This window comes from Burkholderia perseverans (assembly GCF_022870505.1).
GTDB lineage: Bacteria > Pseudomonadota > Gammaproteobacteria > Burkholderiales > Burkholderiaceae > Burkholderia > Burkholderia plantarii.
In genome coordinates this window covers 1,804,954-1,820,551 of sequence record NZ_CP045093.1, presented here as the reverse complement: position 1 = coordinate 1,820,551, position 15,598 = coordinate 1,804,954, and the positions used below count along the sequence as shown (strand labels likewise).

General features: G+C 70.1%; 13 protein-coding genes. 9 read left to right on the top strand and 4 right to left on the bottom strand.

The annotated features are described in order from the left end of the window. Window positions 1–37 precede the first annotated feature (37 nt). From BpN12_RS07620 to BpN12_RS07605, 4 genes are all read right to left on the bottom strand, one after another. Window positions 38–1,348, bottom strand: coding sequence for an ATP-grasp domain-containing protein (locus tag BpN12_RS07620; RefSeq protein WP_246791840.1), 1,311 nt, complete (start codon window positions 1,346–1,348; stop codon window positions 38–40). Continuing rightward, window positions 1,345–3,714: a DUF1611 domain-containing protein gene (locus tag BpN12_RS07615; protein WP_246791839.1), complete on the bottom strand. Its 2,370-nt coding sequence runs from the start codon at window positions 3,712–3,714 to the stop codon at window positions 1,345–1,347. Before BpN12_RS07615 ends, BpN12_RS07620 begins: the two co-directional genes overlap by 4 nt. A 10-nt stretch (window positions 3,715–3,724) precedes the next feature. After that, complete coding sequence (locus BpN12_RS07610) at window positions 3,725–4,630, bottom strand: phytanoyl-CoA dioxygenase family protein (RefSeq protein WP_246791838.1); 906 nt, start codon at window positions 4,628–4,630, stop codon at window positions 3,725–3,727. Window positions 4,631–5,039: 409 nt separating this feature from the next. After that, window positions 5,040–5,393 carry a DUF1304 domain-containing protein gene (locus BpN12_RS07605; protein ID WP_171907257.1) on the bottom strand — a complete coding sequence of 118 codons (354 nt, stop codon included), beginning with the start codon at window positions 5,391–5,393 and terminating at the stop codon, window positions 5,040–5,042. Between the two features lie 275 nt (window positions 5,394–5,668). On the opposite strand from BpN12_RS07605, the gene BpN12_RS07600 reads away from it, so the two are divergent. The 9 genes from BpN12_RS07600 (at window position 5,669) to BpN12_RS07560 (ending at window position 15,488) form a co-directional block, all read left to right on the top strand. Further along, window positions 5,669–6,655, top strand: a complete 987-nt coding sequence (locus BpN12_RS07600) for an ABC transporter substrate-binding protein (RefSeq protein WP_246791837.1) — start codon at window positions 5,669–5,671, stop codon at window positions 6,653–6,655. 201 nt (window positions 6,656–6,856) lie between these two features. Continuing rightward, window positions 6,857–7,840 (top strand): aldo/keto reductase, encoded by a 984-nt coding sequence (locus BpN12_RS07595; protein ID WP_246791836.1) that lies wholly within the window; start codon window positions 6,857–6,859, stop codon window positions 7,838–7,840. Window positions 7,841–7,935: 95 nt separating this feature from the next. Then, the gene (locus BpN12_RS07590) at window positions 7,936–8,754 is read left to right on the top strand and encodes an FkbM family methyltransferase (protein ID WP_246791835.1); all 819 of its coding nucleotides are present in this window, start codon (window positions 7,936–7,938) and stop codon (window positions 8,752–8,754) included. A 516-nt stretch (window positions 8,755–9,270) separates the two neighbouring features. Beyond that, entirely contained in the window at window positions 9,271–10,008 is a 738-nt protein-coding gene (locus BpN12_RS07585; RefSeq protein WP_246791834.1) for an ABC transporter ATP-binding protein, read from the top strand. Between the two features lie 11 nt (window positions 10,009–10,019). Next, a complete protein-coding gene (locus BpN12_RS07580) occupies window positions 10,020–10,829 on the top strand; it encodes an ABC transporter permease (RefSeq protein WP_246791833.1) in 810 nt (269 codons plus the stop codon). Continuing rightward, window positions 10,826–11,809, top strand: coding sequence for an ABC transporter substrate-binding protein (locus BpN12_RS07575; RefSeq protein ID WP_342346183.1), 984 nt, complete (start codon window positions 10,826–10,828; stop codon window positions 11,807–11,809). Before BpN12_RS07580 ends, BpN12_RS07575 begins: the two co-directional genes overlap by 4 nt. A 91-nt stretch (window positions 11,810–11,900) precedes the next feature. After that, window positions 11,901–13,223, top strand: coding sequence for an amidase (locus BpN12_RS07570; RefSeq protein ID WP_246791832.1), 1,323 nt, complete (start codon window positions 11,901–11,903; stop codon window positions 13,221–13,223). Window positions 13,224–13,265: 42 nt separating this feature from the next. Beyond that, a complete protein-coding gene (locus BpN12_RS07565) occupies window positions 13,266–13,931 on the top strand; it encodes a GntR family transcriptional regulator (RefSeq protein WP_246791831.1) in 666 nt (221 codons plus the stop codon). A gap of 57 nt (window positions 13,932–13,988) precedes the next feature. Next, on the top strand, window positions 13,989–15,488 hold the full coding sequence (locus tag BpN12_RS07560; protein WP_246791830.1) for an amidase: 1,500 nt from the start codon (window positions 13,989–13,991) through the stop codon (window positions 15,486–15,488). The last annotated feature ends 110 nt before the right edge of the window (window positions 15,489–15,598 follow it).

Below are 15,598 nucleotides of genomic sequence, written 5' to 3'. Positions count from 1 at the left end.
CGCCGTCAGGCGGCGGCTGCCCGGACCGCCGGTACCGTCACTGGTACGTGATGTGAAAGCGTTCGTCCGATTCCTGCTCGATCGCCTCGACCGACTGCGCGAGCGAGGCGCGATCGACTTCCCAGAGCGCGTCCATCACGCAGATCGCGCGGTCCGAGTTCTCGAGCGTCGCGCCGGCCTTCACGTGCAGTTCGAGCACGTCGGGCGTGCGGCCGCCGGCGTCGTACTCGATCGAGGCCACCGTGCGGCCTTTCTGGCCGTACTTGCTGACGAACACCGTGGCGCGCTCGCCGTTCTCGGCGGCAGCGCGGCCCGCCTGCGCGACGCCGTCGACGAAGCCGTGGAAGCCGGCCAGCCCGGCCGCGTCGCGCAGCAGCAGCGAGCGCAGCCACAGTTCGAGCATCGACACGCCGGTGATCCGCTCGGTGCTGGCGTTGATCAGGCTGCCGCCCATGCGCGGATTGATCTCGATGATTTCCCAGCGGCGCCGCGCCTCCCAGTACTTCATCTCGACGTGATACGCGCCGTTGGTGAGCCCGATCCGGCTCAGGCACTCGGACACGAACGCGGCGCCTTCCCGCAGCGTGGCCTCGGGCAGGCTCACGGGCGGCGAGATCGACATGCTCTCCAGCGTGGTGCGCTGCAGGCGCTCGACGCGCGCCTTCTCGTGGACGCAGACCACGCGCGGGCGGTCCGCCGCCGCGATCTCGAAGCTGAACTCCGGCCCCTCGACGTACTCCTCGGCGAAGAAGCCGAACTTGCCCATGAAGATCGACGACAGCTTGCCGTCGTTGTGCATCTGCGCCTGCATCTCGGGCAGGTCGCGAAGGTCGTCGGGATGGGCCAGGATGAAGCAGCCGAACGAGGCCGCGCCGCGCACCGGCTTGACGAACCAGCGGCGCGACGGGTCCAGGTCGGGCACCGCCGCCCCGGTCTCGATCAGCTCGCAGGCCACCTCGCTGAGGCCCGCCTCGCGCAGGAAGGTGCGGCAGCGGAACTTGTCGAGCGCGAGCGCGAGCGATGCGGCGGATGCATCGCGCGCGCCGAGCGTGGCGTTCAGCTCGGCCATCAGCAGCCGGTAGCCCTCGAAGGTCGCGATGGCGGCGCGCAGCCGGTAGCCGGCCTGCTCGAAGTGCTGTGCCGCGGTCGTCACGTCGGCCGGCCGTAGCTCGGCCGAATCGGTCAGCTGCCAGCCGTCGAGGAACGCCTGGTTGCGCTCGAACACGGCCGTGTCGGCGGGCTTCGAACTGACCGCCACGAGCGCGAGATCGCGCGTGGCGAGCAGCGCCGCCAGCTCCTGCACGAACGAGTTGCCCTGATGCATCAGCAGGATCACGGCGTCTTTCATTGCGTCACCTCTTCGGCGTGCGGGGCGGCTTCCAGCGTCTTCTGGTAGGCCAGCAGCGCATCCACCAGCAGGCCGGCGCCGTCGCGGCACGGATCGACCACCGGCAGGCCGGTCTCGCGCGCCAGCGCGTCGGCCTGGGCGCGATACTCGGCGTCGCTGAGGCCCGCGCTGTTCACGCTGATCGCCACCACCTTGGCCGGCCGCTCGAACACCGTGAGCGCCTCGTTCAGATGGATCAGCTCGGGGATCGGCCGCAGCTTGGTGTCCCACACCTTGGTGCGTTCGAGGCCGAGCCGGTGGCAGAAGATCAGCGCATGCGGCAGCCCGCCGTGCAGCAGCGCCAGCGCGATGCCGCTCGCGCCGATGTGGTTCAGCGAGCCCTGGCCTTCGAGCACCACCCAGTCGTTGCCCTCGGCCGCGTCGAGCACCACCTTCTCGGCGGCGCCCGCCACGAAGTCGCTCGGGATGCAGTCCACCACGATGCCGGTGCCGGAGATCAGCATGCCGGTCTGGCCGGTGGCGGCGAAGCCGGTGCGGATGCCGCGCCGGTTCGCTTCCAGGCTGATTTCGAGCGCCGCGGTCTTCTTGCCGATGTTCGAATCGCTGCCGCAGGTGTGGGCCACGAAGCAGGGCAGCGCCAGCACGCGTGCCTTGTTCAGTTCGAGCGGCACCGGCTCCTTGGTTTCCCAGACCGTGATGCCGGCCTCGTCGATCGCGGCGGCCAGGTCCGGGTCCGAGCGCAGCCGGAAGTGGATGCAGTTGATGACGTGCAGGCCGCTGCGGATCGCGGTGAGCAGCGGCACCTTCCAGCCCGGCGGCAGCTGCGCCGAATGCAGCCCCTTGCCGATCAGCAGCACTTCGGGCTTGCCCGCGAGCGCTTCCTCGACGCTCGCGACCACCGGGATCTCGCCGCCGTAGCCGATCACGTCGCTCACGCGCTTGCCGGCCTGGGTGCTGTCGATCACGGCCAGCGCCGAGTCCGGCCGGTAGCGCAGGTAGGAAGCGGCCACCTTGCTGGTGAAGAGGCCGAAGCAGCCCTCGGCGAAGACGACGCATCGTTTGGCAAGCAGTTCGGCATGGGTAAGCGTTCGCATGGAAGTCTCCTGGTGAAAATCGACAGAGGCGGCTGAAACGGGAGTGGTGCTCAGTTCGTAGCGGGCGACGATCTCGCGGATCGAGGCGAGCACGTCGCGCTCGCTGGCGCCCTCGATCAGGAAGCGGCCGCCCTGCAGGTGCGTGTAGCCGCCGCCGGTATCGGTCAGCAGGTCGCCGGGCGCCGGGATCAGTTCGCGATAGAGGCCAGGCACGCGGCCCAGCAGCGAGCCCGCCGAGACCACCCGGCGCGGCAGCGGCGTGGGCCGCGGGATGGTCACCCAGCCGGCGCTGCGCGGCGGCGACACCACCGGCAGCGAGGGCGGCAGGTCGAGCGCGGCGTCCACCCACAGGCGGAACAGGTTGATGCCGAACGCGCGGTCGACCGTGTAGGGCACGTCGGCGCCGGGCACGCGCGCGCCGATCTCGAGGAACACCAGCTCGCCGTGGCGGCTGAACAGTTCGAGATGGAACGCCGAGCCGCGCAGGTCGAGCGCGCGCAGGCAGGCCAGCGCGAACGCGCGGCAGGCGCGGGCCAGCGGCGTGTCGGTCTGGATCACCGAGCCGAGCGGCACGCCGGCCTCGAAATCGAGGCAGGACGAGAGGTAGCGGCTCACGCTCAGGAACATGCAGCGGCCCGCGCGGTCGAGTACGCCGTCCACGTGCAGGATCTCGCCGTCGATGTATTCCTCGATCTCGTACTGATCGAGATCCAGCGTGGCGAGCGCGCCGCGCAGCGCGTCGATCGAGGCCAGCTTCTGCACGCCCTTGCTCGACGCGCCGCGAATCGGCTTGAGGATCAGCGGGAAGCCCAGCTCGCGCGCTTGCGCCTCGGTCTCGCCGGGCGTGGTGCAGGCGAACCAGCGCGGCACGCGCAGGTTGGCCGCCTGCAGGATCCGCTTCATCAGCGTCTTGTCGCGGAACCGGTCGACCTCGGCGCGGCTCTGGCCGGGAATGCCGAAGCGCTCGCGCATCGCCGCGGCCGGATCGAGCAGGTACTCCGAGAACGCCAGCAGGTGCGAGACCGGGCCGTGCTCGACGATCGCGCGCCTGACCTGCGCGGCGAGCGACTCGGTGTCGAGGAAATCGTCGACGCGATAGACGCGGGCCGGATCCTGGCCGAGCGGCAGCCCGCGGCTGCCTTCCTCGTCGCAGAGATAGCTGACCGCGTAGCGCGACGGGATGATTTCGTCATGCCGGCACAGCTCGTGATCCCACGGATGTCCGTTGCGGTATTGCGGCCAGCGATTCATCACGAGCAGGTGCGGTTTCATGGCGACCCCGTTACTGGTGGGTGGCGGGCTGGTGGGGCTGGGTGGCGTAGCCGCTCGACACCGTGTGCAGCGGCTGGTCGAGCGTGTGCTCACCCTGCTGCAGCGCGTAGAGCGAGTTGAACGCCTTCTCCGTGATCGGCATCGGCCAGGTGCCCGCCTCGCTCGTGACGAAGCGGCGCTGCTGCCCGCGCAGCAGATAGGTGCCGGCCTCGTTGTGCGCGGCGTGCGGGCCGTAGTAGATCGGCAGCGCGTCGGCGGCGCGGTAGGCCGGGATGAAGCAGCGGCGGTAGCGGTCCGAATGGTTCGGGTCGGAGCGGTGCAGCACGCGGCAGTGCAGGAACACGGCGCTGCCGGCGCGGCCCGCCGCGGTTTTTTCCACGCAGCCGGGCGGCAGCTTGTCGATGCCGACCTTGCCGCGGAAGAAGCCGTTCTCGGAGTGGTCGTAGATCTGCGCCTTGTGCGAACCGGCCAGCACGCGCAGGCAGCCGTTCGATTCGGACGCGTCGTCGAGGTAGACGAGGCAGGCGATCAGCTTCGAATTGGTGTGCGGGTAGTACGAGAAATCCTGGTGCCACTCCACCGGCGAGCCGACGCGCGGCCCCTTCATGTTGAGCTTGCTGTGGTGGAACACGATGTCGGGGCCGAGCAGCGACTCGAGATGATCGAGCAGGCGCGAGTTCTCCTGCACGGCACGGAACGCGGCGTGGCGCTTCGACGGTTGCCAGATGCGACGGATCACGGTGGGATCGCTCGGCTCGAGTTCGGCGACTTCGCGCAGATCGTTGGCCGAGGCGATGATCTCGTCGATGGCGGCCTGCATCGAGGCGACCGCCTCGGTGTCGAGCAGGTCGGGAATGACGAGGAATCCGTCGGCTTCGAACTGGGCGACCTGGGCGGGAGACAGGGGAAAGGACATGGCATTCTCGCTAAGTGGTTGAACACGGCGGTGGTCGGCTCGTGTGGTCCGGCGCTCCATGGAACCCATCGTATCGACCGCTATCGCGGGCGCACAGATAGACGAAGGTATGGCATGGGGCGAGGCGAGGGCGTGCGGAGGGAGGGGCGTCGCGAGCGGGAGGTCGCGGGGTGCTGCGATTCGTTTCGTCTCGATGCGTCTCGTGGAGACGGCGGAACGAATGCGGTTTTTATCGGCGCCTAGGCGCGATGCAAGCGGGAGTGTTGCCTGCGATGTTGCCCGATGTCGTGACGCAGGCGGTGCTGCGTGCCTCAGTCGGGCCGATCAGGCGAGCGGCGCGACGGCGTGGTGCCGTCGCGTTCGTGCGTGGAGGTCGAGCGCGCGGCGCATCAGGCACCGCGGCCTTGCGTCAGACGTTCGCGAACAGCGCGGCCAGCGCGATCGCGGCCGGCAGCGCCTGCACGAACAGGATGCGGCGGCTCGCGGTGGCCGCGCCGAACACGCCGGCCACGATCACGCAGATCAGGAAGAACAGCTTGAACGCGTGGCCGTGTTCGGCCGACACGAGCCCGGCGATCAGCCCCGCCGCGAGGAAGCCGTTGTAGAGCCCCTGGTTGGCGGCCAGCACGCGCGTCTGCTGCGCGAAGTCCGCCGTCAGGCCGAACACGCGGCGGCCCTTCGGCGTGGTCCACAGGAACATTTCGAGCACGACGATATAGACGTGGATGGCGGCGACGAGGCCGGTCAGCAGGTTGGCGATCATGGTTATCGGGTCTCGTGTTGTTCTGATGATTTTGATGGGTATCGGGATCGACGCGGCCGGCGATGCGGCGCGCCACGCAGCGTAACACGCCGGTCCGGCGCCGCCGCGCCGCTTGCGCACGTCCCGCGATAAGGATTCCCGGATCGCCTCGTTCGCGAACGCGCGTGCATTGCTTACACTCGGCGGCGACAGCCGCTCCGGCAGCGGCGCGCCGCCTTCGCCACGGCTTCGCGCCGCGACCCTGCGGAACCACCCAGCACGACGCAGGACCACCCATGACCCGACGCAGACAATTCCTCGCGCAACTCGGCACCTGGACCCTCACGGCGGCGGCGTGGCGCGACGGCTTCGCCGCTGCCGCCTCGCCATCGCAATCGCCATCACCTTCGCCCGACACGCCGCCGCCGGCCTTCGATTTCAGCCCCGCACAGCGCGGGCGGATTCGCGCGCCCGCCGATCCGGCCGCGCGGGCCGCGCTCGCCGCGTCCGGCTACCGGCTCGTCACGCCCGGCGCGCTGACGGTGGCCGTGTCGCCGTTCGCGCCGCCGATCGCCACCTATGCGAGCGACGCGCGCACGCTGGTCGGCTCGGACCCGGACCATGCGCACCTGCTCGCCGACGCGCTGGGCCTGACGCTCGCGCCGGTGGTGGTGGCGTGGCCCGACTGGCCGCTCGGGCTCGCGTCGGGCAAGTTCGACGCGGTGATCTCGAACGTCGGCGTGACCGAGCAGCGCAAGCGCAAGTTCGACTTCAGCACCTACCGGCTCGGCCTGCACGCGTTCTACGTGCCGAGCGCGAGCCCGATCACCGCGATCCGCGGGCCGCGCGACATCGCCGGGCTGCGCATCATCACCAGCTCCGGCACGATCCAGGAGCGCATCCTGCTGGCCTGGAGCGGCGAGAACGAGGCGCACGGGCTGAAGCCGGCCACGCTGCTGGTTTTCGACGATGCCGCCTCGGCGCTGCTTGCGCTCGGCTCGGGGCGTGCCGACGCGGTGCTGAACCCGCACGCGCCGCTCGCCTACGAGGCGGCCACGCAGCACACGATCCGCCTGGTCGGCACGGTGAACGCGGGCTGGCCCGAGCGCGCCGACGTGGCGATCGCCACGCGCAAGGGCGGCGGCCTCGCGTCGGTGCTGACGGCGGCCACCAACCGCCTGATCGCGGGCGGCCAGTATCGCGCGGCGCTGGCGCGCTGGGGGCTCGCGGACGAGGCGCTGCCGCGCTCGGAGACGAATCCGCCGGGGTATCGCGATGCCTAGCGTGACACCGCATGAGCACCGCATGACCACAACGCGGCCACGACGCGGCGCTCCGCGCGCGGCCTCACAGCAGCCTCCCCCGAGATGGGCGACAATCCTGTCCCGTTGGCATCGGCACGCGGCGCAGCACCCGCCGTCGTAAGCCAATCGAAAAACCGGTGCAAGCCGACCGGCGAATCAACCTGATGGAGGAGTGGAGAAATGGAATACGTGAAATTCGGGACCACGGGCCTGGAAGTGTCGAAGCTCGTGCTCGGCTGCATGACGTTCGGCGAACCGGCGCGCGGCACCCATCCGTGGACGCTGCCCGAGGAGCCGAGCCGCCCGATCATCCGCGCGGCGATCGAGGCCGGCATCAATTTCTTCGACACCGCGAACACCTATTCGGACGGCACCTCCGAGGAGATCGTCGGCCGCGCGCTGCGCGAATACGCGAAGCGCGACGACGTGGTGATCGCCACCAAGGTGTTCAACCGCATGCGGCCCGGCCCGAACGGCGGAGGCCTGTCGCGCAAGGCGATCTTCACCGAGATCGACCACAGCCTGAAGCGGCTCGGCACCGACTACGTCGACCTGTACCAGATCCATCGCTGGGATCCGGCCACGCCGATCGAGGAAACGCTCGAAGCGCTGCACGACGTGGTGAAGGCCGGCAAGGCGCGCTACATCGGCGCGTCGTCGATGGCAGCGTGGCAGTTCTCGAAGGCGCTCTACACCTCGCGCCTGAACGGCTGGACCGAGTTCGTCAGCATGCAGAACCACCTGAACCTGCTCTACCGCGAGGAAGAGCGCGAGATGCTGCCGCTGTGCGCCGAGCAGGGCGTGGCCGTGATTCCGTGGAGCCCGCTCGCGCGCGGCCGCCTGACCCGCAACTGGGACGAGACCTCCGAGCGCCAGCAAAGCGACAACTTCGGCACGCGCCTCTACGACGCCACTGCCGAGGCGGACAAGGCCGTGGTGGAAGCGGTGGCGAAGATCGCCGCCGCGCGCAACGTGCCGCGTGCGCAGGTCGCGCTGGCCTGGGTCGCGCAAAAGAGCCCGGTGACGGCGCCGATCGTCGGCATCTCGAAGCCGCATCACCTGACCGACGCGCTCGCCGCGCTCGAGCTGAAGCTCGGCGACGAGGAAATCGAGGCGCTCGAGGCACCCTACGTGCCGCATGCGGTGGCCGGCTTCACCGCCTGAGCCGCCCCTCGCTGCCTCGCCGCCCAAGCCGCGCCGCCCGGGCGGCGCGGCGGGTACGGCATAATGTGCGCCTTCATCCAACCGAAGAGCGCACCATGTCGAAGCGGGAAATGCTGCACACGGAAATCGAGGCCAACATCCGCGACAGCGGCAAGGTCAGCTTCGAGATCGGCGCGATTCCCATCACGCTGGATCTGTCCCACCGGCACGAACGCTATTACGCGGCGTCGCTGCTGCTCGACCTTCGCTACCCGCAGGGCGACGTGGACCGCGCGCTGTTCGAGCGCTTCGTGCAGCCCGGCGACCAGGTGCTCGACGCCGGCGCGAACATCGGCGTGACGGCGCTCGAACTGCTCGAAACCGGCGCGCGCCGCGTGATCGCGGCCGAGCCGATCCCCGAGCTGTTCGCGCGGCTCGCGACGCTGCCGGCCGGGCGCGTGGTGGCCGTCGACCAGGCGATCTCGGGCGAGATCGGCCAGGCCGCGATGACGATCTCGCTCGCGCACAACCAGGGATCGAGCCTGAAGGACGAGGTGCTCGCGCTGTTCCCGTACATCTTCGGCGACCAGCATCAGCGCATCGAGGTGGGTACCACCACGATCGACGCGCTGCGCGACGCCCACGGCGCGTTCGAGATCTGGAAGCTCGATATCGAGGGCGCCGAAGTGGACGCGCTCGCGGGCGCGCGCCGGACCCTGGCCGAGGCGCCGCCGCGCGCGATCATCGCCGAGCTGTTCGGCGATCTGCGGCACCCGTTCCAGGCCGGCGTGCAGGCGACCCATCCCCATGGCTACCGCGCGTTCCTGCGCAAGTCCGACTACGCGCTCGAACTGGTGGACATCGATACCGAGCCGGGCGACGCCTATCACCACACCAGCCCGATGTTCGTGTTCTGCCGCGAGCCGGCCGTGTAAGGTCGCGCGTTCTACGCGTGTGCGTTGAGGTTCGTATCGAGGCCGGCATCGCCGCCGGCCGGATCGAATCCACCGCGATCCCGCACGCGGCGCAAGCGCCCCGACAGGTTTTCCCGCGCCAGCGGCATCGTTCAATAGCGAAGTCGCCTCCCTTCGCCTTTCCGCTTCCCCTCGCAGTTCACCTTCGCACATCACCCCGTGCGCCATCGCGGTGCAGCATTTCCCGCACCGGCAAGACACCTCACCACGCCGCACGTTTTTCGTGCGCGACACGCGCCCCAGCTTGCAGCACGCGGCCGCCACCGATTTTTTTTCATTTTGTGCCAGCGTTTTTTTGATTGTGCATCATGCGTTGTGCATAGCACAACCGTACATCACGTACCGATGGAGATGTCCATGAGTCTCTCTACCTTTGCCGCTGCGCCTGCAGCGGGCGGGATCGATGCGATGCGCGCATCGGGTACGGACCGCCTCAGGGTCCAGCAGCTCAGTCATGCATTTCGGACTGCAGACGACGTGGAAGTGCCGATCTTCGAGCGGCTCGACTTCAGCGTGAAGCGCGGCGAGATCGTGTCGATCGTCGGGCGCAGCGGGGCCGGCAAGAGCACGCTGTTCAACCTCGTGTCCGGGCTGATCCGGCCGCAGTCGGGCCAGGTGAGCGTGGGCGCGCGCGAGGACGGCAGCGCGGGCCGCATCGCCTACATGCTGCAGAAGGACTTGCTGATGCCATGGCGCACGGTGTTGCAGAACGCCGTGCTCGGCATCGAGCTGTATCGCAAGGTCGGCCCGGCCGATCTCGAACGCGCGCGCCAGATGCTGTCGCGCTACGGGCTGGGCGCCGTGGCCGACGCCTATCCGCACGCGCTGTCGGGCGGCATGCGCCAGCGCGTGGCGCTGACCCGCACGCTGCTGGTCGATCCCACGCTGGTGCTGCTCGACGAGCCGTTCTCCGCGCTCGACTACGAAACCCGACTCGCGCTGGAGGACGACGTGATGATGCTGCGCGAGCAGAACGGCACGAGCGTCGTGCTCGTCACGCACGACATCGAGGAGGCGATCGCCGTCAGCGATCGCGTGATCCTGCTGGGCGGCCGCCCGGCGCGCATCGAGGACGACATCGAGGTGCGCCTCACCACGCACGGCCCGCGTACCGCGGTGTCGGCGCGCGAGGCGCCCGAGTTCCGCACCTTCCACTCGCGCGTCTGGAACGGACTGCGCAGCCACACCATCCAGCACTCGGGAGCCACGGCATGAGCGACGTAGCGATGTCTTCCAATTCTTCCAATTCAGCGCCGCGCCGGCGCGCGAAACCGCGCCGCATTGCGCGGCTCGGCACCACCGGCGCCGTCGCGCTGGTGGTGGTGGCGCTGATCGGCTTCTGGCAGCTGGCGGTCTCGGCGGGCTGGATCAACGGCAAGCTGCTCGGCTCGCCCACCGGCATCTGGCTGGCGCTGCAGCAGGGACTCGACGGCGGCACGCTGGCGAGCGACACGCTCGTCACGTTCTACGAGACCGTGCTCGGCCTCGTGATCGGCAGCGGCCTGGGCATCGCGGCCGGCCTGCTGCTGTGGTTCGTGCCGCGCGTCTCGGGCGTGGCCGAGGGCCTGTCGATCATCCTGAACAGCATCCCGAAGATCGCGCTCGGCCCGCTGATCGTGATCTGGTTCGGCTCGGACATGGCGTCGAAGGTGTGGCTGGCCGGCATTTCCACGTTCGCGGTGGCGATGATCTCGGCCTGCGCGGCCTCGCGCGAGATCGACCGCGATCTGCTCAACCTGTTCCGCTCGTTCAACGCGCGGCCCGCGCTGATCTTCACCAAGCTGATCGTGCCGGGCGCGCTGCCGTGGGTGTTCTCGACGCTGCGCGTGAACATCGGCTTCGCGCTGATCGGCGCGGTGGTGGGCGAGTACATCGCCTCGCAGGCCGGGCTCGGCCACGAGGTGTTCGTCGCGGGTTCGCTGTTCGACCTGAACACGGTGTGGCTCGGCATCATCGTGCTCACGCTGATGGCGACGCTGCTGAGCTGGATCGTTCAATTCACGGAAGCGAAGGTGATTTCATGGAAGGCAAGATGATGAAGCGAATCGACATGCGCATGGGAGCAATCGCGGCGGGCGTCGCGCTCGCGGCCGGGCTGGCGGGGCAGGCGACCGCGCAAGCGGCCGAGCCGGTCACGGTGTATCAGGCGTTCCAGTCGATCCAGTACCTGCCGCTCTACGTGGCGATCGACAAGGGCATCTTCGCGAAGAACGGGCTCGACGTGAAGAAGGTGACGGCCAGCAGCGGCGCGGCCGGCGTGGCGGCGGTGATCGGCGGTCATGCGGACTTCTCGCTGCAGGACCCGATGACGGCGGTGCTCGCGAACCTGAAGGGCGCCAACGTGATCAGCGTGGCCAACGTGGTGGCGGGCGTGCCGGTGTGGGTGATCGCGCCGCCCGAAGCCGGCCTGCATCAACCCGGCGACCTGTCGGGCAAGAGCGTGGCGGTGGCGCTGCCGCCGTCCACCAGCACCTATCTGCTGCAGCGGCTCGTGAAGGACCAGAAGATCGACAAGGTCGCGCTGAACACGGTGCAGATCGGCACCGAACTGGCGCCGGTGAGCGCGGGCCGCAGCCAGGCGGCGGCCGTCTACGAGCCGCAGGCCGACACCGGCATCGCGCAGGGCTACCAGATCGTGTATGGTTTTCCGAAGGCCTACCCGGGCGGCTACGCGTTCTCGACCATCGATACGCTGGCTTCCACCATCAAGGACAAGCCGAAGATGGTCGCCGCCTTCGTGAAGTCGATGGCCGAGGCCGAGGCGCTGATCCGCCAGTCGCCGCAGACCGCCAAGGACGTGGCAAAAGGCGAGTTTCCGACGCTCGACCCGAAGATCGTGGAAGCGGCCGTGGGCCGCCTGATCGACCAGAACATCTATGCGCCGACGCCCGCGATTTCCGAGCAGGCGTTCCGTAATGCGCTGGACCTGCAGGAGTCGATCGGCAACATCAAGCCCGGCAGCGTGACCTACGCCGGGTCGGTCGACAATTCGTTCGCCGCGGCGCTGGGCAAGTGAGCCGGCCGGTGAATCCCGCGCGGGCCCGCCCGCGCTTCGATCAACGCGTTCGCGGCCGGGGGCCGGCGAACGCCTCGCATGGAGCCGCAAGATGACCGAAACCGCCTCGTCGTTCGTGACCACGCTGATCTCGCAGCGCGGCGACCCCGCCGCGAGCCGCGCGCGGCTGGCCGCCAGCATCGCGCGCGCCGAGGCGCTCGAACCGGTGCTGCGCGCCTTCACGCATCGCCCGGACACCTATGCCGAGCCCGCTGCCGGCGCGCCGCTGGCGGGGCTGCCGGTAGGCGTGAAGGATCTGATCGATACGGCCGACATGCCGACCGCCTACGGTTCGCCGATCTATCGCGAGCATCGCCCGGCCGCCGACGCGGCCGTGGTGGCGAAGCTGCGCGAGTACGGCGCGACGGTGTTCGGCAAGACCGTGACCACCGAGTTCGCGTGGCGCCAGCCCGGCCCGACCGTCAACCCGTGGCGCACCACGCACACGCCGGGCGGCTCGTCGAGCGGCTCGGCGGCGGCGGTGGGCGCGGGCATCGTGCCGCTCGCGCTCGGCACCCAGACGGTGGGCTCGGTGATCCGGCCGGCCGCTTATTGCGGCGTGGTCGGCTACAAGCCGAGCCACGGCGGCGTGTCGCGCGAGGGCGTGCATCCGCTCGCGGCCTCGCTCGATCACGTCGGCTTCTTCGCGCAGTCGGTGGAGATGGCGGCGCTCGCGCACGCGCTGTTCGTGGCCGGGCAGCCGCAGGCGATCACCGACCTGGCGAGCTGGCAGGCCTGGTTCGCGCCGCTGGCCGCGCCGCCGCGCCTGGGCGTGGTGCGCACGCCGTTCGACGGGCGCATGCAGGAAGCGCAGAAGGACAACTTCGAGGCGTCGCTCGCGCGCCTGCGCGCGGCCGGCGCCGAGGTGGTGGAGATCGAATTCGGCGCGGACCTGGCGCGGATCGTCGACGCGCTGCAGGTGATCCTGCGCGTCGAGGCGTGGCAGGCGGTCGGGCCGGTGGATCGCGATCATCCGGGGCAGCTGAGCCATCACATGCGCGCGCTCGTCGATGAAGGCGCGGCGATGCCCGAGGCGCGCTATCGCGAGGCGCTGGACCTGCAGCGCGCGCTGCGCGCCGAATCGGCGGCGCTGCTGGCCGGCTGCGACGCGCTGGTCAGCGTGCCGGCCACCGGCGCGGCGCCCGAAGGGCTCGACGACACCGGCGATCCGGTGTTCTGCGCGCCGTGGAGCCTGATCGGCATGCCGGCCGTGACGGTGCCGTCGGGCTGGACCGCGCAGGGCCTGCCGCTCGGCTTCCAGGTGGTCGGCGCGTTCGGCGCGGATCCGGCGACGCTGCGCGTCGCGGCCTGGGTCGAGCGCGAGATCGGCGCGCGGCGCGATCTCGATCCCGGCGCGTTCGGCGCCGTGGCCTGATACGTCGGCATCGGCAGCCGCATCGGCATCGGAGGGGACATCATGGGCAAACCGTATCGCACGATTCAGGAATACGTACTCGGCACGCTGCGCGCGGAGATTCTGCAGGGCGTCTACGCGGCCGGCACGCGCCTGCGTCAGGAGGAGGTGGCCAAGCGGCTCGAGGTCAGCACGACGCCGGTGCGCGAGGCGTTTCGCGACCTGCGCGCGGAAGGGCTCGTCGCGATCGATCCGAACAAGGGCGTCGAGGTGCGCGGCCTGACGGCCGGCGACGTCAGCGAGATCTACGAGCTGCGCATGCTGCTCGAACCGATGCTCGCCGCGCGCGCCTGCGAGCATGCGAGCGAGGCCCAGCTCGATGCCGCCGCCGCGTGCCACGACGCGATAAGCGCGGCCGCGCCGAGTTCGGAGCAGTGGACTTTGCTCAACGAGGCGTTCCACCAGGCGCTGATGCAATGCGAGGCCGGCACGCGGCTGTTCGAGATGGTGCGCGGGCTGTCGCTGCTCGCGCGCCCCTACGTGTCGCTTTCGATGTATGTGCAACCAGACATCATGGCCAGCAACAACCACGATCACGCGCAGCTGCTGGCCGCCTGGCGCGCGGGCGACACCGCCGCGGTGCGTGAGCAGACGCGCCTGCACCTGCTCAACACGCGCGATGCGATCGTGGCCTGCGTCGACCGCTCCGCGCGCGCGCTGGCGGCCTGAGCGCGCCCGCGCGTCACGGGCCGGCTTCGCCCGGCCGCTCACTCTTTCCTGATCCGCATGTCCGACACCTTAACGGAATTGTCCGCCGTCGAGGCCCGCCGCCTGATCGGCGCGGGCCAGCTCTCGCCCGTCGAGCTGCTCGACGCCTGCCTCGCGCGCATCGAGGCCGTCGGGCCGGCGGTGAACGCGCTCGCGGCCACCGCGTTCGAACGCGCGCGCGACGAGGCCCGGCTCGCGCAGGAGGCCGTCGCGCGCGGCCGGCCGCTGGGCCTGCTGCACGGCCTGCCGATCGGCGTGAAGGATCTGGAGGAAACGGCCGGCCTGTTGACCACCTACGGCTCGGTGCCGCATCGCGACCATGTGCCGGCGGCCGACAACGCGTTCGTCGCGCGCCTGCGCGCGGCGGGCGCGATCGTCGCCGCCAAGACCAACACGCCCGAGATGGGCGCCGGTGCCAACACGCGCAACGCCGTGTGGGGCGCCACCGGCAATCCGTTCGATCCGGACCTGAACGCCGGCGGCTCGTCGGGCGGCTCGGCGGTGGCGCTCGCCACCGGCATGCTGCCGCTCGCGACCGGCTCGGACCTCGGCGGCTCGCTGCGGATTCCGGCGGCGCTGTGCGGCGTGGTCGGGTTTCGCGCGTCGCCGGGCCTGGTGCCGTCGGCGCAGCGGCTGCTGGGATGGGCGCCGAACTGGGTCAGCGGGCCGATGGGCCGCAGCGTGGCCGACGTGCGCCTGCAACTGGCCGCCGTGGCGGGCCACGCGCCCGACGATCCGCTCGGCTATCCCGCCTGGCTCGATCCGCAGGCCGGCGCGCGGCGCGATCCCGCCAGGCTGCGCATCGGCTATACCGAGGACTTCGGCGTCTGCGCGGTGGATGATTCGATTCGCGCGACGTTCCGCGCCAGGATCGCGCGCCTCGCCTCGCTGGTGCGCGTGTGCGAGCCGGTCGAGCTGGAACTGGCCGAGGCGCACGAGGTGTTCGACGTGGTGCGCGCGCAGGAATTCGTCGCCGCGATGCGCGAGACCTACGAGCGCGATCCGGCGCTGCTCGGGCCGAACACGCGCGCCAACTACGAGATGGGCAGCGCGCTCACGCTCGCCGACGCGGCGCGCGCCGAGACACGGCGCACCGCGATGTACCGGCGCTTCCAGGCGCTGTTCGCGCGCTACGACCTGATCGTCTCGCCGGTGTCGCCGGTCACGCCGTTCGCGTGGACCACGCCGCATTGCGACCGGATCGGCGACACCACGCTCGACACCTACTACCGCTGGGTCGCGCTGACTTACGTCGTCACGCTGCTGACCAACCCGGCGCTGTCGCTGCCGTGCGGCGTCGACCACCTGGGCATGCCGTTCGGCCTGCAGGTGATCGGCCCGATGCGCGGCGAGGCCGGCCTGCTCGACGCGGCGCAAGGGCTCGAAACCGCGTTCGCGAGCGATGCGGCGCTGGCGCGGCCGGTGCCGGATCTGCGCAAGCTGATCGCGTTGCGCGAGACGATGCCGGCGCGGCTGCATGCGATCGTCACGGATCCGCCGCTGCGGGAGCGGTTCTGAGGGGCGTTATCGTTACGTCGTCGCGTCGCAAGACGCAATAAATTCTCGCGATCGGCCGCGTTTTCGCGCCGGATTATCGGCGCGCGCGGCCTAACATGCAGCCCGGGCGC

Coding starts and splice junctions, on each gene's coding strand:
- BpN12_RS07620 (WP_246791840.1), bottom strand. CDS start 1,348: ATGAAAGACGCCGTGATCCTGCTGATGCATCAGGGCAACTCGTTCGTG.
- BpN12_RS07615 (WP_246791839.1), bottom strand. CDS start 3,714: ATGAAACCGCACCTGCTCGTGATGAATCGCTGGCCGCAATACCGCAAC.
- BpN12_RS07610 (WP_246791838.1), bottom strand. CDS start 4,630: ATGTCCTTTCCCCTGTCTCCCGCCCAGGTCGCCCAGTTCGAAGCCGAC.
- BpN12_RS07605 (WP_171907257.1), bottom strand. CDS start 5,393: ATGATCGCCAACCTGCTGACCGGCCTCGTCGCCGCCATCCACGTCTAT.
- BpN12_RS07600 (WP_246791837.1), top strand. CDS start 5,669: ATGACCCGACGCAGACAATTCCTCGCGCAACTCGGCACCTGGACCCTC.
- BpN12_RS07595 (WP_246791836.1), top strand. CDS start 6,857: ATGGAATACGTGAAATTCGGGACCACGGGCCTGGAAGTGTCGAAGCTC.
- BpN12_RS07590 (WP_246791835.1), top strand. CDS start 7,936: ATGTCGAAGCGGGAAATGCTGCACACGGAAATCGAGGCCAACATCCGC.
- BpN12_RS07580 (WP_246791833.1), top strand. CDS start 10,020: ATGTCTTCCAATTCTTCCAATTCAGCGCCGCGCCGGCGCGCGAAACCG.
- BpN12_RS07575 (WP_342346183.1), top strand. CDS start 10,826: ATGATGAAGCGAATCGACATGCGCATGGGAGCAATCGCGGCGGGCGTC.
- BpN12_RS07570 (WP_246791832.1), top strand. CDS start 11,901: ATGACCGAAACCGCCTCGTCGTTCGTGACCACGCTGATCTCGCAGCGC.
- BpN12_RS07565 (WP_246791831.1), top strand. CDS start 13,266: ATGGGCAAACCGTATCGCACGATTCAGGAATACGTACTCGGCACGCTG.
- BpN12_RS07560 (WP_246791830.1), top strand. CDS start 13,989: ATGTCCGACACCTTAACGGAATTGTCCGCCGTCGAGGCCCGCCGCCTG.